Annotated in this window: 17 protein-coding genes; 8 read left to right on the top strand and 9 right to left on the bottom strand. The window is 47.5% G+C overall.

Translation table 11 applies throughout. From position 1 onward, the window contains the following. The first annotated feature begins 8 nt into the window (after positions 1-8). Positions 9-821, top strand: coding sequence for a sulfite exporter TauE/SafE family protein (locus tag AC1S52_RS16910; RefSeq protein ID WP_482030205.1), 813 nt, complete (start codon positions 9-11; stop codon positions 819-821). A gap of 46 nt (positions 822-867) precedes the next feature. After that, entirely contained in the window at positions 868-1,566 is a 699-nt protein-coding gene (locus AC1S52_RS16915) for a phosphatase PAP2 family protein (RefSeq protein WP_482030206.1), read from the top strand. On the opposite strand, the gene AC1S52_RS16920 is transcribed toward AC1S52_RS16915, so the two are convergent. From AC1S52_RS16920 to AC1S52_RS16940, 5 genes are all read right to left on the bottom strand, one after another. Continuing rightward, positions 1,563-2,237 (bottom strand): cadmium resistance transporter, encoded by a 675-nt coding sequence (locus AC1S52_RS16920; protein ID WP_482030207.1) that lies wholly within the window; start codon positions 2,235-2,237, stop codon positions 1,563-1,565. The genes AC1S52_RS16915 and AC1S52_RS16920 overlap by 4 nt on opposite strands. 896 nt (positions 2,238-3,133) lie before the next feature. Continuing rightward, the gene (locus AC1S52_RS16925) at positions 3,134-3,565 is read right to left on the bottom strand and encodes a YidH family protein (protein ID WP_482030208.1); all 432 of its coding nucleotides are present in this window, start codon (positions 3,563-3,565) and stop codon (positions 3,134-3,136) included. 114 nt (positions 3,566-3,679) lie between these two features. Then, positions 3,680-4,291 (bottom strand): hypothetical protein, encoded by a 612-nt coding sequence (locus AC1S52_RS16930; RefSeq protein WP_482030209.1) that lies wholly within the window; start codon positions 4,289-4,291, stop codon positions 3,680-3,682. Positions 4,292-4,353: 62 nt separating this feature from the next. Beyond that, positions 4,354-5,007 carry a cadmium resistance transporter gene (locus AC1S52_RS16935; protein ID WP_482030210.1) on the bottom strand — a complete coding sequence of 218 codons (654 nt, stop codon included), beginning with the start codon at positions 5,005-5,007 and terminating at the stop codon, positions 4,354-4,356. Between the two features lie 10 nt (positions 5,008-5,017). After that, entirely contained in the window at positions 5,018-5,752 is a 735-nt protein-coding gene (locus AC1S52_RS16940; RefSeq protein ID WP_482030211.1) for a cadmium resistance transporter, read from the bottom strand. Between the two features lie 278 nt (positions 5,753-6,030). Between AC1S52_RS16940 and AC1S52_RS16945 the strand changes: the two genes are divergently transcribed. Continuing rightward, entirely contained in the window at positions 6,031-6,927 is an 897-nt protein-coding gene (locus AC1S52_RS16945) for a prohibitin family protein (protein ID WP_482030212.1), read from the top strand. A 6-nt stretch (positions 6,928-6,933) separates the two neighbouring features. On the opposite strand, the gene AC1S52_RS16950 is transcribed toward AC1S52_RS16945, so the two are convergent. Beyond that, the gene (locus tag AC1S52_RS16950) at positions 6,934-7,899 is read right to left on the bottom strand and encodes a LysR substrate-binding domain-containing protein (RefSeq protein WP_482030213.1); all 966 of its coding nucleotides are present in this window, start codon (positions 7,897-7,899) and stop codon (positions 6,934-6,936) included. A gap of 314 nt (positions 7,900-8,213) precedes the next feature. On the opposite strand from AC1S52_RS16950, the gene AC1S52_RS16955 reads away from it, so the two are divergent. Both AC1S52_RS16955 and AC1S52_RS16960 read left to right on the top strand, forming a co-directional pair. Next, positions 8,214-8,684, top strand: a complete 471-nt coding sequence (locus tag AC1S52_RS16955) for an RrF2 family transcriptional regulator (protein WP_482030214.1) — start codon at positions 8,214-8,216, stop codon at positions 8,682-8,684. Positions 8,685-9,182: 498 nt separating this feature from the next. Further along, entirely contained in the window at positions 9,183-9,524 is a 342-nt protein-coding gene (locus tag AC1S52_RS16960) for a hypothetical protein (protein WP_482030215.1), read from the top strand. A 28-nt stretch (positions 9,525-9,552) separates the two neighbouring features. On the opposite strand, the gene AC1S52_RS16965 is transcribed toward AC1S52_RS16960, so the two are convergent. Next, positions 9,553-11,463 (bottom strand): helix-turn-helix domain-containing protein, encoded by a 1,911-nt coding sequence (locus tag AC1S52_RS16965; protein WP_482030216.1) that lies wholly within the window; start codon positions 11,461-11,463, stop codon positions 9,553-9,555. Positions 11,464-12,602: 1,139 nt separating this feature from the next. Between AC1S52_RS16965 and AC1S52_RS16970 the strand changes: the two genes are divergently transcribed. Beyond that, on the top strand, positions 12,603-14,519 hold the full coding sequence (locus AC1S52_RS16970; protein ID WP_482030217.1) for a hypothetical protein: 1,917 nt from the start codon (positions 12,603-12,605) through the stop codon (positions 14,517-14,519). Here the strand turns inward: AC1S52_RS16970 and AC1S52_RS16975 are convergent. After that, entirely contained in the window at positions 14,426-17,554 is a 3,129-nt protein-coding gene (locus AC1S52_RS16975) for a plasmid replication protein, CyRepA1 family (protein ID WP_482030218.1), read from the bottom strand. The two genes, AC1S52_RS16970 and AC1S52_RS16975, sit on opposite strands and share 94 nt — an antisense overlap. Beyond that, positions 17,551-17,928, bottom strand: a complete 378-nt coding sequence (locus AC1S52_RS16980) for a hypothetical protein (RefSeq protein WP_482030219.1) — start codon at positions 17,926-17,928, stop codon at positions 17,551-17,553. The genes AC1S52_RS16975 and AC1S52_RS16980 overlap by 4 nt, the downstream gene beginning before the upstream one ends. Positions 17,929-18,478: 550 nt before the next feature. On the opposite strand from AC1S52_RS16980, the gene AC1S52_RS16985 reads away from it, so the two are divergent. Both AC1S52_RS16985 and AC1S52_RS16990 read left to right on the top strand, forming a co-directional pair. Continuing rightward, the gene (locus AC1S52_RS16985; RefSeq protein WP_482030220.1) at positions 18,479-19,798 is read left to right on the top strand and encodes a helix-turn-helix domain-containing protein; all 1,320 of its coding nucleotides are present in this window, start codon (positions 18,479-18,481) and stop codon (positions 19,796-19,798) included. 2 nt (positions 19,799-19,800) lie between these two features. Beyond that, complete coding sequence (locus tag AC1S52_RS16990; protein ID WP_482030221.1) at positions 19,801-21,546, top strand: tetratricopeptide repeat protein; 1,746 nt, start codon at positions 19,801-19,803, stop codon at positions 21,544-21,546. Positions 21,547-21,631 lie beyond the last annotated feature (85 nt).

Below are 21,631 nucleotides of genomic sequence, written 5' to 3' on the forward strand. Positions count from 1 at the left end.
AAGTATCTATGAATGAATTCCTGCTTCCGGTGCTCAGCTTTGGCGTGGGCATTATTGTTGGGCTGACTGGGATTGGGGGCGCTTCCCTGATTACCCCCATGCTGATTGTGGTTTTCCAGGTGCCGCCCTCGGTTGCCGTTAGTTCTGATGTGGTCGCGGCAACGTTGATGAAAATGGTGGGAGGTGTCAAACACTGGCGACAACAGACGGTCGATCGCCGGGTGGTTCAGTGGCTGGCTTTGGGTAGTGTTCCTGGTGCACTGGCTGGGGTAGGCATTTTGCATCAGATTAAACAGTCCGCCAGTCTGGATCTGGATGGAATTTTACTTCGCTGCATTGGCGTTACAATTTTACTGGTCACACTGCTGGCATTGCTGCAACTGTTGCTACTAATGGCTGTGCCTGATTTCCAATTGCCCCAACTGCCTGTGTTGGATCTGGATACGCTGGCAGGAAGAATGGGGGCGATCGCGATCGGGGCGGCATTGGGTTGCATTGTTGGGATGACCAGCGTTTCTTCTGGTTCCCTATTTGCCCTGGTGTTAATCGCGTTTTTCCGACTGGATGCTCAGCGGCTAGTAGGAACCGATCTGGCACAGGCAGCGATTTTACTCGGATTTACCTCTCTGGGTCATCTGAGTCTGGGCACGGTAGATTGGAGTCTGGTTCTGCCAATCTGGTTAGGTTCGGTGCCAGGTGTTTTGCTGGGGGCAAAGCTTTGCCAGGTTGCACCCCAACGGCTCTTGCGGTTTGCTGTTTACATGCTGCTGGTGGTCGTCAGTTGGAAACTGGCACACATTGAATTTCCCTTCCTCACCTGATATCTGACACCTTAGACACGCGCCACTTTCTGTAGCCGCTCACCCGATGGAATTGTCTAAAACCCAATTTTTTGCATCCCGCCTGGTCACCAGTTTCTTGCTGGGAGTTTTCCTACCCTTGCTCATCTTTCTATTTCTGGCAAGCCATGTGTGGCAGCAGGGAAAGGGGTTTGTTTGGGATGTTCCATTTCTGCAATGGGTTCACCTGACATCCCGCCCCACTCTGGATACCCTTGCCCATACGTTGACCCCTCTGGGGGTGTCCTGGGGAGTGGTGCCAGTGCTGACTGTGATTGGGGGAGTGTTAATTTACCGGCGTAACTGGCGATCGCTCCTTTACCTGGTGATCACTCCCGCCAGTAGCGCTCTGCTCAACCACTCCGTCAAGCTATTTTTTCACCGGGAGCGCCCCCATGTCTGGGAAGTGTTGCCGCCCAATTTGACCTATGCCTTTCCCAGTGGACACGCGATGTCGAGTGCGTCGCTTGTTGCAGTGTTGATTGTCCTGGCGTGGAATACTCGCTGGCGCTGGTTCGCGGCGGTTGGCGGCAGTCTGTTTGTGTTAATCATTGGCTGGACTCGGCTCTACCTGGGGGTACACTATCCCAGTGATATTCTGGCAGGATGGACGCTGGCGATCGCCTGGTCAATTGGGCTGATGCTGCTCATTCAACCCCAGAATGTTTCGATCAAGAAGTCAGATCAACTACCAGAATCCATAACAGCAAACGTGAAACACTTCTAAGTAGGGAAAACGAAGGAGAGTATAAGTTGGTGAGATCCATTACCAAACACAATTCGGCATCCTAACCAGATCAAGATGAGGGGAAAGACCTTGCGAGCATACCGTGCAATGACAAAGGCGATCGTGGGTTGACGGGTCAGGTGATAAGACAAGAAACACCAAAGCCCAATCATGGCATAACAAATACTGACAATAACGCCCAAACTGGGAAGCGTACTGGCAGCAAACAATGGAACATAAATACCAATATTATTGCCGCCATTAGCAATGGTTACAGCCGAAACCCGATAGGTTTGGGGATCGCCCAGAGTTGCCCAGAGAGATTTCTGTGAGTTGCGCGATCGTTCAACCGGAATTTTTAGACTACTGGATACCGTATGGATGGTATCGCCATCCTCATCTCGACTCATTAATTGACTGATCCCAATCATGATTGGAAGCAATCCCAGCAAACCGATCCAGACTTCTGGAATCATTAACCGTCCCAGAAACCCAACCAGGCTAAGACTGACCAGCACCGTAAACCCCACATATTCGCCAACTACCACATGCTGGGGACGGAAGGTTCGATTCACCTTACCAAAGAAAACCGTGAGATATAAGTTGTCGTCAAACGTGGTTGCCAAAGCCACTGCCGCTCCGGTCATCAAAGTGCCTTCTAACCAATCCATAGTTTCTTTCCTTAGGTCATTCCTGATCAAGATGGTTGGCTTCTTTCCATTTCCGGTAACGCCTTATAAGAAAGATTCAAGAGAAACAATGCGGATTCCCAGATGGGCTGCTTAATTATTCTCTAGATCGCCATAGTCACAGACTACGGTCTCTTTTCGATAAGAGCAAATAGTCTTTTTTGTTGTTTTAATCAATAAAAGTGATTGATTTGCAATTACAGATTTTGATGCAAAACGTATTGCTGAATCATGTCTATATCAGACAACATCAGGCTGTTCGTTCTCTATAATTTACGGAACACCTACCGATTTGCCGCATTTTATGCTGAGTGAGTTCCTGAAATGGTGATATCTGATGTTCCAATCACGATCGCGATCGTGGGGGCTGGCTTTAGTGGTTCACAGTGCTTTTCCGGTGGTGCTGAATAGCAGTATGAATTAAAACTTCATTTCAATTCATACAACTCTCAATTCATAAGTAGGTGATTCAAATTAATTGTAAAAAGGGGGAATGGGGGCTGCGCCCCCAGGCAGGGGGTTCCACCTTCTCCACCCCCAAAACTATCTTTAATTTAATTGCACCCAGCTACTTACCCAAAATCAGCAACGCCCTTTTCCTGATGATCCCGGTCATTTGTTGCACAGGTTACACTATAACCACAGTGAATTAGGCGCATCTGGCTGCGCCAATATTACTGATTGGTACGAGGCTGACAATGGTAGATAGGGTGGTTTCCCTCCGCGATCGCAACCACCCTATGCATTGCCCCAGCGGGGTTTGGCTCCCCTGCCGCACCAATCAACCAAGCCCTATCCTGTTTTTCTGCATCCAGAGACAGATGTGGATGCAGAAACTCGGCAGGACGGGGAGGATGGAGACAGAATAAGGGGGAACTTCACTCAATCAAAACCATATTCATCTCTAGCGGAACGGTGAAGACGTAGTAAATCACCCCTGCTCCCAACATTAAGATCGCAAGGCTGGACAGAATGACCCAACGATCGGGGGGTTCATAGGTGTCTTCCTCAATGTCGTCTCGCACCGCGAAATAATGCTGGGTAGACAGTAATACGGCAAGCAAGCCCACAATCGCAAATGCCAGCCCCAGTTTCCAACCGCCTCCGGGTGGTTGGGGAGCCAAGGGTGGACGCAAAATTCGCATTCGTACAATCAGGACTCCAAACCCCATCAGCGCGATCGCACTCCGCATCCAGGAAAGGTAAGTCCGCTCGTTTGCCAGGTGATCCCGAATCCGGTTAGGGTTACGCTTACGTTTTTCTTCTAACACCTCTGCTGTATCTTCTCGGCTCTTAAATAAGGACAGCATGAATAAAATCTTCTCCTGGATGCGTAGCTTGATTACAATCAAACCGGATCGACTGAAATAATCACTGAGTCATTGGTTAGAAAATAGTCACCAATGACCAGTGTCCAATGCTATTTAATCCACCGGAGCATTGGGAGTTTGTGCTGCCACTTCTTCCTGAGTCAGTGCAGGAATTGCCCAATCAATTTCTCCTGCTTTAAACGAACCGGAAGCGGGGGCATTAAATTCAATCAATCCAGTACCAGGATTAGCAGTCACCACAACTTGAGTCCCAGGAACAAATTTGGTAGCAACTGGATCGGTCAATTCTTGTTCACCTGCTCCTGATGCCAGATTAGTGCCCGTAGGTAAATAAACACCGACGCACTCAATATCATCATCAGTTATCTCACCTGCCCCTAAGTAAGACAGTGTGGGAAGAGTGGCTTTTTTAGATCGGGTATAAATTGCCAGGATTTCTCCCGTTTCATTGCGACAGACCGATCGCGCTTCAGCCGTTTCCAAAATATATTTCTGAAATCGCAGATCTGCCAGTTTTTGCTGGATGGTTTCTGGTGATATGTCAGCGGTTTTTTCGGGGTTCGTCAGGTCTGCGATCGCCTGAGTCACTTCGGTATATTCAGAGGTTTTCATAAATTTCCCAGCATCAGCCCAGGCAGGCAAAGCAATGACTGTGTTGAGTAACAGTACACATACAATCAATAATGTCTGAAAGCACTTCATCATTATCATCTCCTTACTTCATCGCAAATTATGTTCACTCAGATCTAAAAGTCCCTAAAGGCTGGTTATTTCCCTAGAAGTTGATAAGTTCCACTGTCAATGAAAATAAAAATCCCTAAACCAATCAACACAAAGGGAACCAGCCGATGACCATAGCTAGACAGGATTCGAGCAAATAAGGGGTGACGAGCCAGTTGAGCCGCAGCAACGCACCAAAGCCCAGTCATGATTACAAAAACGCCCAGAATCACACTCAGACTTGCCAGGGTACTATTGGCAAATAAGGGGACATAGATACCGATGTTGTCTCCCCCATTGGCAAAGGTGACAGCAGCTACCTGATAGGTATAGGGACTGATGATACTAGCCAGATGCGATCGCCACGTGGGTTTTGTGACAGGGCTTCTCTGAGCCAAGGGGGTAGATTTCAACGTCGTTCCATGGGTGTCTGGTTGCAGCAGATGGTGGATTCCAATCGCCACTGGCAGTATCCCTAACCAACCCAGCCACGCCTGGGGAATCACCATACCACCCAGAAACCCTGGTAGGCTGGCGATAACTAGCCCCAAAAGGCTCAAGTATCTCCCTACAATAATGTGCCGCCGTCGCAGTACCCCATCCGCCCGCCCGAAAAAAAGGGTCAGGATTAAAAGGTCATCCACATTTGTAGCTGTGAAAGCAATCACTCCAGCAATCATCGCTTCGATAACCCAATTCATCCGTAAGTCGTCATTCCGTTATGCTCTTTTTCAGGTCAGCTTTTATTGTCACAGGTTTCTCCGCATTTCTAAATAGCATGAGTAGCACCAGCCCTCCTACAACCAGTGTCAGAGTCGCCAACCCCCGGTTTTCCAACGTGTGACTGTCGATCAGAATTAATCCACCCAACCCGATCAGCACAAAGGGAACCAGTTGGTTGCCATAGCGGGTCAATGCCTCCGCGATCATGGGCAGGCGTGTCAGTTGAAAAGCTGTATAGCACCAGACCCCAATCAGGGAGAAGAATACGCCCAGGATTACCAGTAGTTCCTCCCAGGCACTATTGGCAAACAAGGGCACATAAATGCCAATATTATCGCCGCCATTGGCAAACGTCACCGCTGCAACCCCATAGGCTTGAGGAGACAGGAAACTTGCATACCAGGGTCGCTCCGCTGCACAGGTTGCTTGAGATTCGACTGGAGTATCTGCCTCTTGACACAGAAGGCGGTTGACCCCGATTGCGATCGGCACCAGCCCCAACAGCCCAATCCACGGGCGAGGGAACAACATACTCCCAAAAAATCCAGGCAGACAGACAAACACCAATGCAGCAAATCCCAGATATTGCCCGCTGACAATATGTTGCCGCCGAAACAGCAGATTCACCTGAGAAAAGAAGAGCAATAGAATGACAATATCATCCAGATTGGTGGCAACAAAGGCAGTGATGCCAGTAGACAGTGCAGTAGCCAGGTTATTCATGTTGGTTGTCAGCCAGGGAATTATTGAATGCGGTGTTAAATACAAAACATCATGCCGGAAGCATCTCCAAGAATCTTTATCAAGCAATACAATTAATCTATTGATCTCTTTCAATAGAAGCAAATAGTCTTTTTTGTCAAAACGATAAATTGAATTTATCGATAAGATTTGCCCTGTTTTTTAACAATCTTGCAATTGAATACACTACGAAAGCGGCAATGCGTTAGGGAGCAGGAACAGGAGTTATGATTTATTAATGCTAAACATTTCTTTAGTCTATGGAAACGCTTCCGAAACCACCTGATTTGCGCCCGCTACAGGAAAGCAGAAAATCCAACAGAGATTTATACGCTACGGGCAGAGTATTCCTGGCGCTGTTCCTGCTTGCCCTGTTTGCCAGCTTTTTCGTGATTGTCAATGCGGGTGAACGGGGGGTGTTGCTCAAGTTTGGTGAGGTTCAAAATACGGTTTTAGCAGAAGGACTCCACCCGATCATTCCAGTAGTCCACACAGTTAAGAAACTTAGTGTGCGGGTGCAAAGCCAGGAAATTACAGCGGAAGCATCTTCCAAAGATCTACAAGATGTGTATACCGATGTGGCATTGAACTGGCATATTGTGCCTGAGGAGACTCACCTGATTTTTCAGCAAATTGGTGAACAGGATGCCATTATCCAACACATCATTAATCCAGCCGTTGAAGAAGTGTTGAAAGCGGTGATGGCGACCTACACTGCTGAGGAGATTATTACTAAACGGGGACAGGTCAAAACTGGAGTAGACCAGGCATTAATTGAGCGGTTGCGTCCCTATCACATTGCAGTGGATGATATTTCCCTGGTGCATGTGCATTTCTCAAATCGCTTCAGTGATGCGGTAGAAGCCAAGCAGGTCGCCGAGCAAGAAGCAAAACGAGCAGAATTTGTTGCCCTCAAAGCTGTCAGAGAAGCGGAGGCAAGGGTAAACCTGGCAACAGGAGAAGCAGAAGTGCAACGGTTATTGCGGGAAAATTTGACACCGGAGATATTGCAGCGGCAGGCGATCGAAAAATGGAATGGTAATTTGCCTTTAATTGTAGGAGGTGAAGGCACCAAACTGCTCGACTTGCGGCAGTTGGTTGAAGCCAACCAGAAGGTGCAAATAGGGCAACCTGTTGAATCAATGACCAATCAATGACCCCGATCAAGCTTCCGCTTCAAAACAGGTTGAAAGGGAAGCTGCGATCGCCCATTGCCGCTGCAAAATTTTCTCAAACGCTAACATCGTCTGCGTTTGAAACCGCTGCGTATGTTTGAGTTGCAAAATTGGCTGCACAATTTCTAAATTTGTGATCGAGTTCATCCCTTCAGCAACAACTTGAAGGGCATTCAGAGTCTTGAGCCGTAGTTCTTTATGCACCATCAGTTCAGGGATAGCAGCGGCTCCGCTGCCTCGCTCTACCACCGCTTTTACCATCTCACTACTGCTCAGTACCAGCATCACACTTAGCTGAGACAAATCAATTCCCCAACTTCGGAGTGCCTGCTCAAACACCTGTTGGGCACCTGACCCCGGTTCCCGTAGCACCCAGGGGGTGGTCAGTAGCTCCTCAATCTGCACCGTAGTCCGCTGAAACCAGGGATGGGACTGCCCGACAACAATTTGCAGGCGATCTCGTCCAACCACTTCCTGTAATAGAGACTCCTTTAAACTTGACTTCACCTCACCCGAGACCAATCCCAGGTCAAATCGCCCGGAAGCCGTTCCTTCTGCAATTTCTTCCGCATTTGCCAGGGTACAGTTCACCTGGATGCCGGGATATTCCTGCTGAAACTGGCTAATTTTGTCTGGTAACCAGTAGTTGCCAATGGTTAGACTGGCTCCTAAGCGTAACTCACCCTGTTGCAGGTTATTTAACTCCCGCAAGTTACGTTCTGCAACCATCACCTGTTCCAGAATCTTTTGGGCTTCAGCGTATAGAAGCCTCCCGGCTTCTGTGATTTCTACCCGTCGTCCTACCCGGTGAAATAGTTTGACACTATATTCTGTCTCCAAACTTTGTATGGCAGCACTCACCGCAGGTTGGGTAATGTAAAGGGACTCTGCTGCCCGAGTGAAGTGCATATGTTCAGCCACCGCTAAAAAGATCCGTAGTTGCTCCAGGGTCATCGGTCTGCTACAGCCTTATGCCATTCAAAAACTCTTTAAGCTGGTGTCACTGCTGATCCTCTGTCCCAGGGGTGCTTCACCTGAAATTGGGTAGATCAACAGAACCATCTTTTCCACACCAAAGTAGGGATTCAAGATAAACCTCGACATTTTAACCCCAGTAGCTCTATAGGGTTATCGGGGTTATTTTTAGAATATACGGTAAATCAATCGATTTACAGTGTATTATCTGTAGCAGAATGTGAAAGAGGATGATTCCACCTTTACCCGCTCTATCAATAAAGCCCATCTATCGAAAATTCTGGATTTTGGAAATGTCCCTGAATAACGGCAACAACCACGCTCATACCTTGCTAGAACTTTCTGCGAAAGCAGAGTATGCGCTTCTGGCTTTGATCGAGCTGGCAAGTCACCATGATTCCGGGAATCCCCTCACTATCAACGAGATCTCAGCCCATCAACCTATCCCAGAGCGTTACCTGGAGCAGATTTTCACCCTGCTACGGCGTGGAGGCATCGTTCAGAGTCAACGAGGCGCGAAAGGAGGCTATATTCTGTTGAAGGAGCCGTGGCAGATTACGGTACTAGACGTGATTACATTGGTAGAGGGCGATCGCAAAAACAGAACATCTAATGGAAGTTCATCGGTCGAACGTCAATTGATTCAGGAAATCTGGCAACAAGCGAATGTGTCTTTTCAAACAACGTTGAGGCAACAAACTCTTCAGGACTTATGCCAGCGTCGAGATATCCGGAGACAAACCAATCCCATGTACTACATCTAACCCGATGTTTCTGGCTCTAATCCAGTTTGGACTCAAGTGCAAAATATGACAATGGCTATGAACTCGATGAGTTTATAGCCATTGTGATACCAATTTGAATTAAAACCACGGCAGATCCCAGTACGGGCTTGGCAGTGCCAAGCCCCTCCTAAACTTTGTCTGAATCTTCAAGGCAGACGAGCCTTACTCTGAGTTTTAGCCATAAAAAGATTCTGCATGGTTCAATTTTTTTCATGCAGAAATGCTTGAGCCACGGTTTCCAAAGCTCAAAAGAATGCTTTATATGTCCAATGGTGAATAGCAGCGACCATACAAAGACCGCAGAGTGCCACGTTTGTTCATAAACCATATCCTTCAACAGGTCGCTGGTCCTGAGAAATCAGTCGAGAAAGCACATATTCATTGCCAAAAACTTGACCCATGCAAAATTCTGCGTGGTTAAAAATTAAACCGTGCAGAAACCAGTTATAATAAAAATATAAGATTTGCAGAATTTTTATGGTCAGCGCATCCCTCGAAACGGAGCGAGAACGCTTGCTCACTCTTGTTCATCAGATCCGAAATACGGGTGAAGTTGCCCCTGCTTATTGCTGGCTCACAGAAACCAGTTCAACCAAGGGGACAAAAACCTATACCTATGCTGTGCTGGTTACCCAAAAGCCCGATCACAAGCCAAAAAGTCACTCATTGGGTAGACCCGGTAGCCAACAACATCGGCACTGGAAATATGCGATCGCTCGTAGGGAAGCCATTGTGGAGTTGGAGCAACAATTAGCGATGCTCCAGGCATTAATGGAACGGCAAACGAGAACCTGGCAGGATTTAAGAATTCCTGATTAGGTAAACTCCAATTAATACTGCAAAAACACTAAATTTCCAGAAGTGCTTGAATTTGCTTTTGGTGTTTTGGCTGAATCACTCGCTCACCCTTAACCCAACGTGTAACTAGCGATCGATCAACGCCTAATGTCTTAGCCAGTTGTGCCTTCGACCAACCTTTGGTTTCGAGAGCGGTCAGCAGTTCTGCACTGGTGATAACTCTCGATCTCTCTGGCGAATCGTCCACTAAGGCTAATGGCTCAGGTTTCTGCCTGGAGGAGGATCGCGTAGCTCCTAATTTCTCCTGAATGAGTACGGTTGGCTTGATCGTGACGATCGCCTTTAGCCAGGTTGATAACCAATTGCGAGGGCGTGTTCTCACTTGTTCAGGTTCATCAGTCAAACTCCACTCTGGTCTAATGCATTCTGGATACGTCGCTGCATCAAATTCAATTTGCCATCCTAATTCATGTAATGTTAATAGTGCATTATCCCACTGAGTAATTAATGTATTTCGTCGCTGCTTGCTGTTTTGAACCGTTTCCATTAGCTCTTTCGGTTCCAGGCGCTCCAATAAGGTGCCGACCTCATAACGACCATCTCGTCGAATGCGACTCATAATTGTGAGAAAGATAGCGAGTTTAGACGCTAATCTCTGCCGATAAGGGTTGATTTGCAGTGTACTCTTCGCTAGATAGCCATACTGACAAAGTGCTTCTTTACCACCATTCAGATCTTTGGCATTGAGGAACTTTTCCGTCCAGCTTCCAGGGCGCACTTTAATATACAGTTCGTCTGGATCACCTGCCTCATAATGAATCGAACCTGGCTGCTCCGCATCTACTGTTAATGCAAGTTGCCCTGCATATTCCAGTTCCTCCAACAACCACATCGCTCCTCTTGCCACGTTGTAGCGGTTAGCTCCAACATTGATGTTGCTGATCAAGACCGATAAGCTGCACACCAGCTCAACTAAATGACCAATTTTCTTCAGTTTTTGCCCCAGGTTTATGTCAGTACGCTTATCCCAGCCAAACAACCTGATTAAGTCCGTCCCTTTTAGCCGAATTTGCTGCTCCCAGGGTTCGTCTGAATCAGTCGCATAGGATGAAAAAATTAGAAGCACATAGGCTGCTTCTGGTCCGAATTGCTGAATGATTTCCCACGCCGCTTTTCCTGGAACCAATTCAAATTGCTGGTTCGTTGAACTCTGGCGAACAATGTTGTGCTGAATGAAGCCGTCTCCAACCAATTTTTTCCAATAAGGGTATTCTCCATCCTCCCATTGGCTGTTAATGAGTGCCTGTGCTCCAGTCAAAATGGGATAACCTGTTGCCACCCGTTCCAGTTCCCGCCCTTCAAATAAGACAGGATCAGTAATGAAAGAATCCGTTGAGCGAATTCCTAAAAGTTTTTCAATGTCTTCAACCGAAAAACCTGATAGGTCAAGACTCCTCAGCCATTCACCTGCTGTGTAAAAAGCACAGGCGCTAATGATGATCGATTCCCGCCAAGCCTCTTCTTCTGGCATAGTCGGATCAGTTTCAACCGCCAACACACCCGAAATCGAGCAGTCCGTTGGCATTCGCTCCTGCAATTTCCATTGCTCTAGGCGTGTTAGAACCCAGTTTGCTGTTTGTTCCCAAAAGGCTTCTTTTTTAAGTACCGCTTTGAACAGTTTCTCTAGCCGCGCGATCGCCTGCTTCTGTAATGCTCCAATCTTCTCGGTTTCGCTATATAGATTGATGACATCCGCATTCCCCTCTCCCTGCAATCGCATTTGTCGCAGGCGATGTTGATTGATCCCAGTCGCTACATTGATTAGCACCAGATTGAGAAATGACCTGCCATAACGCAATTTTTCTACATAGGTTTGTAGCCGAACCGCATCAACTGCAATCTCTGGAAGAGAAGTCGAAGCCTGCTCCACCGATACAACAACTGCGGAGTCAGAATTCATACTTTTCTTGCGCTTTACTACACTTGTGGGCATGACTCAACCATAAGGCAGAACTCAATTAGTATACTCGTAGCTCAAGCTATCGATGAGCACGATCAGAACTCACCCTGGGTTCTGTCAACATAATTAGCAGTGTCAACAAAGCAATTTGTTCCAAAAACTCATAGAAGATTGGCAGAGCAGATATTTCAGCCATGCCCAGAATTGAGTGATTTTGATGTATCTTCTAGAATCCAGTGACTAATTACCTAGAATCTAACGACTAATCTTCTAGAAACTAACCTGTATTAGATACTCTCTATCCATGCCGAGCCTTAATCCATAGCCTGAAGCCCCATAACTTTGCGGTGAAGCAGAGTTATGGGGCAAAACACTAACAGGAAAAATATTTATATAAGTTCATATTCCTGCTGATGTTGACAGTGTTGACAAAAACTCTAGAATTGCCTGACTAATACGGAAAATCTATCACAACCCCTTGCCTGTAGCGAGTTTATATTCTTACTGATGTTGACAGTGTTGACAAAAACTCTAGAATTGCCTGACTTTCGCTTGTATCACGACCAAAACCTGAAATACTGATGTTTTTGAGATTTGCTCAACACTAGACCTTTCCCAAAAAAACGTTGACAATTCCTGAGTTTGTTGCCAACAACTCTAGAGTCTTAGGACTTTATCAGCTTGTTCCATTGTTGCCATTGTTGCCAGAAGTTCTAGAATTACCTGACTACGCCGATCTGTCCACGGGGGCTACATTGACGGTATCTTCGTATTGTTGCCAATGTTGACACAGGTTCTAGAATTGCCTGACTAGCAAAAGACTGACTCAGCAATTTAAAGGCTGGTATGTTTCCTTGGCGGTGCCCGTGTTGTCAAATCTCTAGAATGGAGTGACTATTGTCAAAACCCTGTTGACAAACAATTCTAGAATACCGTGATGAAATTTCTAGGATCATATGACTATTCTTCTAGGATCGTATGACTTAGTTTGCTTTAAATACCGGCACTGAATTGGTTTCAGCCATTGTTGACTTGCCAATTGATCTAACCTGGCAAGCCTTGTTGACTAACTGAAAGCCCTATTCCTCGCGTGTTATACGTGCTTTATTCCAGCCTTTTTCTGGAGTGAGTGCTGCTATATGCGACTGAAAAATGCTTTATCTTTCAAGGGAGTGCGCAAGTGGGATAACCAGTTTCTTGCTCTCTTTCCACATCGGTTTGATTACATCTGGGCAGAATACTCGAATCCTGGTGAGAAGGTGGAGTGGAGAACAGAAAGTCGCCATCCCTTGAGCGATCGCCTGATTCAACAATCTTCCTACCTTTATGGTGTGCGCTTTGGTGCAGAAACGTCCTACTGCCTTCTCGACATTGATATCGGAAGCTTTTATCACCCAAAGCAAGATCCCTTAGCAATCTCGCGCATTGTTGCAGCTTTGGAATCACTGGGTTTGGTAAGTCACGTAGCTTGTACTTCCAGCTCTAGCAATGGACTTCATTTGTATTTCCCTTTTCAGCAGGCTCAAAGCTCCTGGAAATTAGCGATCGCGGTTTCCACTTTGCTTGAAAATGCTGGCTTCAAAATTAAGCCAGGACAACTGGAAGTTTTTCCGGATCCCAAGCCCTATAGTGTCAACGGCAAACCCAGTCTCTTTAATGCCCATCGTCTACCCTTACAAATTGGTTCCTATTTACTGAATGAAGAGTTTCAACCGATTTGGGGTACTCAGCAAAGTTTTGTCCAGCAATGGCGGTTTGCTCAAACGCGTAATGATCTAGAAGTCTCGGTTATCCGTCGTATCTTAAAACAAGCAAAGCGACATCGTTATGCTGTTTCAACGAAGGCAGAAAAATTTATTAACGACCTCAATGCCGAAATTGAATTGGGATGGACTGATCATGGACAAACGAATTATCTTTTAGGTCGCATTACGATGCGAGAATATATTTTTCATCATGTTTTAGCAGGTGGTAAACCGCTGGTCGGTGATGCACTTGTGAATGCAATCGTGGACATAGCTCGGTCCCTCCCCGGTTACTTTGAATACTGTCGCCACCGCCATGAAATTGAACACCGAGCGCAAGAATGGGCACGATGTATTGAAAACAGTCATTACTTTCATTATGGAGATGCAGCAGGTAAGTTCAAGGCTAAATCAGATGGTGCCAAGTTGAATAATCCGGATCTTGATGTAGCGATCGCCGAAGCTCCAAGCTGGAATCAGCAGCAATCAGAATCAGCCAGAGATCGAATTAGACACGCTATCGCACAGTTGTTAGAGCAAGAAGCATTACCCGCAAATGCCACTTCCCGATTTCACGCATTGGTGAGTTATGGCATTGGGGGTGGAACCTTATACAATCATCGCGATTTGTGGCATCCCAATCATTTGGTTATTTCTCCTGAACCTGTGGAAAACCCCCCGTACCCCCCAACTTCAAATATGAACAGAGCAGGGGATGCTTCCTCAAAGCAATCCCCTGCTCATAGTTCTACAAGCTTATTCCCTGGTGCAGGCAGTAATCATTCTGATGACAAGGGTTTCGGCGATCTGGCACTTCAAAATAATGAGGCAGGTCGTAATTCTTTCCTCGCTCAATCTGCCTCCAATGATGCTTCAGCTTTATCCCAGGACATTAGTTATGCTCAGCAAGTGCTATTTGAGATCAAAGCCGCACAGGAAGCTCGTCAGGCTGCCGTTCAAATTGCCTACGAACAGCACCAGCACATTAAGCGACAGGCTTCTGAAACGAGACACATTGCCCGAATGCAGCAGTTTCTGGATTCGGGTGATCCAATTTTGATGGCAGAAGCGATCGCTTGGGCACAGGTTAATCCTGGAGTGCTGGATACAAGTTGCGCCTTGCGCTTGTCTCCCTCTGGAGATTTGATGTTTCCCACCTCCACAATGAGTTTGAGTGACTCAAGTGAAGGACCTGAGAGATGTCCGTCTTGTCAGATTCAAACCACTGGCTCATCCACGCATAGAGATGCCGTTGCGTCTCCTGGTTCGGGAGTTGGCTTACTGCTGACTAAATCAGTTGCGACAACGTAATCGCGACCCTTCCTACTGCTCTGTAATGCCGTGTTGAATGCTTCCTTAATTAGGGGTGCCTGGAAACTTAAGTTATCCTTTGTTGGATCACCCGTGCTGTCTTTAAACTCAAAACCAACGGGTGATCCAGCCAATGTTTCTTTTGTACTTGTGGAAGAAGATTGTTGAATTTGTTGACGTTTTGCTTGCCGTCGCTGAAGCACTGCCCACACGCGGCTCCAATGATCCTGGTGAAGTTGGTAGACTCTCAATTTTTCACCCTCATGCCCTACAACAGAACGAGACCAGTACGCCTGCTCAACCTTTACTCCTAATTGAGCCAGCAATTGGTGAACGACTTGAGTATTACTCATCTTGTCAGAAATCGTCAGGTGTAGAGCAACTTTGATTTGTTCGGCTAAGGCTCTTGCCCTGGTCGCATAGGGTTCTAGATCATAGTGAGTCCATGTCCACCCAGCTTGTAGTTTTACCAGCAACTCATCAATTCCGATCGCAGATCGAACCATTCGCCGCAACTCTGCGTTGGACATATCCCAGGGGCAGTAGCTTTGATTCCAGGTTGCCTGTTTCTCAAGGGAACGGGCAACCTGGTCAATGGCAAGCCCTGGAAACAACTGTGCTTCCAGGCTGAGTAATTCTGCTCTGCATCTACCCTCGTTATCCCAAAGCACGTCCTCAACGTTAATTGAATCAAGCACGTAAAACTCTTTGAAATAATATTTGGAGATTGCCAATGACTCTTCTGGGCTGAGTCCTTCTTTCTGCTCCAATGCTGCCACCTCTGCATAAGTCAAATCCTCGATCGCAACCAGCGCTTCAGCATCAATTTCCCGAATTTCCTGTTTGGCTGTTGCCAGCCAGAGTTTTACGGCGGGATCAGAGGCTCGATCCTCAACACTGACCTGGTTTCCCTCAAACTGAAGTCGAACCAGCAATGCATTTCGGAGATGGTACATCGCAAAGTTTTGGTCGGCTGAAATTCGACAGTAGAGGTTTAGATGGGGGTCGTTCTGCCAATCGTACTGTGTGAAATCCCCTGCCAGATCTTCCCGCAGACTAGAGCGAATGAGCCGAACCGTCGCCGTTGTTTTCTGCTGTAAATGGCTTTTGATTTCTAGTTGGTTAGTGGATCGGCTCACCTTTGAAAAGTTTGTTCCTTTTTGAGCACACCAAACCACTCGTTCCACGGGTTCTCGGACTCTCCCTAATGCCTGAGCCATGTCCGCATCGGTGCTTGAGACTCCTGTGAAAATGCCGTATACGGCTGCAATCACGTCTGTTGTTTCGATGCTGACTCCAGTTGCGACTGACGGAGAACAAATAATGACATCGTACTCATGGCGCTCCAAAATGGTGTTTGGTGTCTGAATGAACTCTCGCTCACACTGTCCTCCACTGGTTTCTGAATTGACTAACAACACACGCTTTTCGGGGTGATGTTGATTGAGCAATCGAGAGATCGCTTTACTGGTTCCCTTGCTATCCGTCGCAACGAACACTGCCTTACCAGGCACAAGAGCTTTCACGGCAGTCATGATTTCACCCACGATCTTTGTGCGGTCTGAAGCCTGGAGAAACCGCACAGGATATCCTTCTGCTTGATAAGCGTTTTGAATCAGGAATACGGACTCATCAATGTCTCGCAAGGAGTTGAGATAATTCAAGGTGGCATTATCCAGGTCCGCATCTGCGACAATGACTCGGCGAGCGGCTTGAATGAGTTCCCGAAATCGTGCCAATAGTGCTGGACGTTTACCGTCTCTTGCACAAGTGCTGGATGTCAGCAGGTGCCGAATCACTTGAACCACTTCGTCCAGAATTAAATCACACCCAGCAAACTTGTTGGGATCGATCGACAGCAGTGAATCCACACATAACCCAATCCGCAGGGTATAACCTGCCCCTGTGATAAATTCTCCATTGACCTTATCCAAATCCCCTTTGTAGTCCAACTTCAAACGGGAACACAAGTTTCGCATCAGGGCGATTCGGTGCCCACCAGCTAGAACTTTTTCACCTGTCTCCACTAACGATTGAACATACTTGGTCTTGCCAGTTCCCTTTGGACTGGCGATCACGATGATGCCACATTCGGGAAGATTGTTGAGCTGTAGATCTGATAGGTCTGCCATAGTAAGCCGAACCGAAGCTGGATAAGTCAATTTGCGTTCTAATCGTTGCCAAATTTGCCAGTGTTCCAGTGCGATCGCTTCTGAGTAGGCAGCATCCCATTCTGCGACTCCACAACTGGCAATCAAATCGTCCACGCCTTTTCCTTGCTGGTGATCCCATAAGGCGACCTTAACCAGACAGCCTGATTGCAGCAATAATCCACCGAATCGGTAAAGGGCTACGGCGACTCGGCGTTTAGCGGAGTCCTTTGAATCCTGGTCAAATGCAAAAATGAATTGTCTTCCGGGTATAGCAAACCTGGCAACATCTGGAACTAATACCCTTGTGTCTCCTGGTTGCCTGAAATACCCTCCATTCACTCCATACAGCGCCAAAGGCACATATCCTGCACTCAATAGGGACAACCCCTTTTTCCCTCCCTCTGTTGGCACCATTGGAATTTCTGGATGGGCTTCAACCCAATCCCAGAATGAACCCTCCAGAGGGACCTGAATGCCATAGCGCTGGCTAATTCGTTGGCGAATTTCAGCCGGGACAGCAGGCAGATGAACTCTTGAGCCATTACCAACGGGCGTTTCGTATTTGCGGGGTTTCTGCTTTTTAGAGTCAATCACTGGCTGACTCAGTTTTGCCTGCCAGCAGGAGCCATCTTCGTTGAGCAACAAAACGGCATCCATCGTCTCTCGTGCTCGATGACCAAAGCGTGTGATGTGCCAGTTCAGAGCTGCATGAATTGGGAAGCAAGGCTCTCCTCCAGGCAGTATTTCAGTGTCGCTGACAATCTGGGTTGCAACTTGATAGAGCGTAGGGTGGATTGCGCTGCCTGCAACAAACTCCCGTTCGATTTTGCGGGTGAAGTCAGTTTGTGGAGATGGGGATAGTAGAGGGGCAAGGGACATCATGCTGCACCTCCCCACAGGTTAAGTTGAGTTTGTTTTGCCTCAGTGACTTGATTGACTGGTTGAGTGGATTCTGGTGTTGAAGAAGTTTGAGTCTTTGCCTGTCCTTTTGAATGGGATGGCTTGGTTGAAGTTGAATTTGGTGAGTTTGAAGTGGAAGATTTCTCTTCTGGCAAAACGGCTGTTTGTTTCTGTTTGCATATCTCGGCTGGTTGCTTTTGGATCTGATCGGTCACGCTAAACGCTGTAGAAATCCATCCATGTGTTGGACATTTGGAGTCTGTGAGTCCTGGAATTTCCACAGGTGATTGGCAGATCTTGCAATAGCCATACGGATGCCGAGATTCTTCCTGAGAACCTTTGATCATTTCTGGCATTGATGTCTCTCCTATTGAATGAGACAACGGCAAACGCTTGTCCCAATGCGAAGAGAGCAGAATCAAGTCATGCCAAATCAAAGAGCAAAAAAAGTTGCCATCTAAGACAAATTGCTCCTAGAATATGGGCATGGCAATTTGGGTGACCTAATTAGTGCCCTCGGAAAGCAATCAAATTAGAGTCTCCAATCCTGCTCGTTTTTTGAATCAATTAACTGTTATTTAACCCCCGCTGATTCTTAGTTGGGGTTATTCAGTTTTAAGGTTGGTCACATGAAGATTACCTCCTGTCTTGAAACGACAGATCTCCTGCTTAAGGAGGATTGCAAGTGAGAGTATGCTGGTCTAAAACGGCAAGTTTTAGCATCTCTAATCCTCATCGAGCAAGGTTGTCTCACTTTTATATACTTTTAACACTTCCACGCTTTTTGTGATGGGAAAGTATTGCTTTTGTCTTTTTCCGTCACTATCGCGATTCCACGCTGAGGTGTCGCTTGACTGGAGGGGTTAGAATTGGAGGAAATATAGTAGTGAAAAGAATTTATATCCTGTGAACAAAGAGGATGCCATTCGGTTGGTTGATCAACTCCTATCCCAGTCGGGAAGGAGTCTGAGTGATGTTGAGAAGGCGATTCTGGCTGGATCGTGGGATGGAGAGAAGTACGAACAGATTGTCAAAAAGACACCCTATAGCCTCGCGCATATTCGACAAGTCGGGAAAAAATTATGGGATGTGTTGTCTGAGACAATGGGACAACAGGTCACAAAATGGAATTTCCATCACGTCCTGGAACAGAAATTGTCTCCGGTGCCTGTGTTCGGGGACTCCGTACCCAACGTTCCTAGATTTTATGGTCGGGGCGAGGAATTAGCCGATCTCGAAGCAGCGATCGATCGCAACCAGTGCGTCGTGCTGGTGGGTCCTCCGGGAATTGGCAAAACGGCTTTGACGGCAAAGCTGCTCAACTCCTTGTCTGCCCATGAATGGAACTGTGTGATCTGGAAGTCTGCTTACCCCGTGCCTCAGCTTGATTCACTCGTAGAAGAACTTCTGGGGTTTCTGAGTGAGTCAGCCAATCCTGATCTAGATCGTGGGGAGTCAGAAAGCAAAGAATCGGGGAGCAGTGAGCCAATGACCAACGTGGTCTCTAAACATTCAATCACCCGGCTGATCGATCGCTTGCAAGCTCGCCGTTGTTTGGTCATCCTGGATGCTGCCGAGTCGATGCGGGGGCATCAGGAATACCAACCCTTCTTGAGACAGGTGGTTGGAGCATCCCACCGCAGTTGCTTCTTATTGACCTCAGAGGAACCGTTTGAGTCCCTGGAGCGTTGGCGATTAGGGGGATTGGCAGCTCAAACCTTGATCCTCAAGGATCTCGATCATGACTCTGCCAAACGTATTCTGCGAGACAAAGGCTTGACCGATGAGCAGAGCTGGCAGCAACTGCTCGAAAAATATGGCGGTAATCCCCTGATCCTGGAGCTGGTGGCGAATGGGGTTAAAGATCTATTTGGTGGGCATGTGAAAGAGGTGCTAGCCTACGTCACAACTTTTTATACCGATTTAATTGAGGAACTCCTGAATCGACAGTTTAAGAAATTTGAGGATCTAGAAAAGCAAGTGATGGCTGCTTTAGCGACAGCCAAAAAGCCACTCACCTTTGCAGAACTCCTGAAAGATCTGACTCAAGAGGGACTATCATCCTCAGATTTAGTGCAAACGTTGGACTACCTGGACAAACGGTCTTTAATTCAAATCGTTCGGAGTGATGACCAGCCTACGGTATACCAACTGAATTCGATTATCAGAAAGCATACACTAAATCGGTTGGAGTCTGAGGCTACAAATTTACCCCCTGGGGTTTGACTGTGAATAGCGGCTGGTGCATCAATCCTGATTGTGCTCATCCAAACGAACCCGGAGCGGCTGACATTTGCCAGTGGTGCGGCACGGCTCTCCTGTTGGCGGGTCGTTACCGAGTACTTCATCCCTTACAAAACGATCGCCATCCCTTAGCTTCAACGGCACTGTTTGAGGCGATCGATCAATCGGCGGGGAATCAACCTAAAGTGTTGAAAGTGTTGTGTGAACCTTCACGGGCAAAAATTGCTCGGCTGGAGCAGGAATATAACGTCTTAACGCTACTGGATGCTCCAGGCAAAATCCCCAGAGCAGACCTGGATGGGTTCTTCTCAGTGCCAACGCCTTCGCTTCCCGTCCATTGCCTGGTAATGGAAAAGATTGCCGGACAACCTCTCAATCAATGGCTAGAAGCGGGCAATCGGCTGGCTCAAGAGAACGCCCTGACCTGGCTGCGGCAGCTTGTTGAGATCATTGCCATTGTTCATGATCGCTTTTATTTTCATCGCGACATTAAACCAGATAACCTGATCCTCCAACCGAATGGACAACTTGCTTTGATTGATTTCGGAGCCTGTCGTCGGATTTCAGAAACCTATCTGGTTAAATTACGCATGGGCGAGACTCCCCACTACGTTAGCCCCAATAGTTCCTATAGCATTACCGCTGTTGGCTCTGCTGGGTACAGTCCTCCCGAACAACTACATGGACGAGGAGTGCCCCAGTCTGACTTCTTTGCGATCGCTCGCACCCTGGTTCATCTACTAACCGGACGGCATCCCGCCCAATTGCCGTTAGACGACTCTGGGCAGCTTTTGTGGAGAAACCACGCACACCAGATTGCCAGACCCCTTGCCGACTTTCTGGACGAACTGCAATCCCCTTCCTGGAGAAAACGCCCCTCAGATACTGAAATAATTTTGCAACGGCTAAATCGTCTGCCTCAGCGCATTCGACGCTACCAGCTACTCATGTCTACCCAATTTAGAGTGAGTGCAGCACTTGCTGGAATTCTGACGGCGGCATCATTCATTTGGGGGGTGAACAGTTGGGCAGCTTACCAACAACTATCCCAGGCACGGCAACTGGCCGAACGCGGAGCGCAAAACCAGCTTGGAGGAAAGCTAGAATTAGCCCGCCAAGACTATCAACGGGCATTGGGGCTTGATCCGAACCTAGCAGAGGTGCATCAGAACCTGGCACTCCTCTGCCAGGGTGAGGGGAATGTGCCCTGCGCGATCGAGCATTACCAGCAGGCGCTAAAACTCACACCCGACAACTGGCAAGTTCACTACAATCTAGGGAATCTATACGATGAGCAGGGTGACTACAGCCATGCGGAACGGCATTATGGGTTAGCGATGCAGGCAGAAAACCGTCTTGGGGTAGATGCTGCCAATAACCTGTCTCGGATAAACAATATCAAGGGTGATCATCGTGAAGCCGCGCTGCTTGCGACGCAAGCGCTCAAGCAGACTAACGATTTAGTCTCGCAAGCAGCGTTGCTGAAAAATTTGGGTTGGGCCACCTTGAAACAGTCTGCTTATGGGGATGCCTTGAGATACCTGCAACGAGCGAAAAAACTAGATCCGCAACGGGCAGACATCTACTGCCTTCTGGCTCAAGCGCAAGAGGCTCAAGGGTTGGAGATAGAGGCAAAGCAAAGCTGGAAAAATTGCCTCCGCTATGACTCAACGGCTGGATTGCCAGAAGTGAAGGCGTGGCGCGAACGAATTCTCAATCGTGTTTTGTGAGACCAAAAAGCCTGATCAGGCGTGTGCTGTTCAAGATTTGTTCGGTTATGAGATTAAACAGGACTACTTTATTCATTGCAATCCC

This window comes from Kovacikia sp. CALU 1929 (assembly GCF_056784235.1).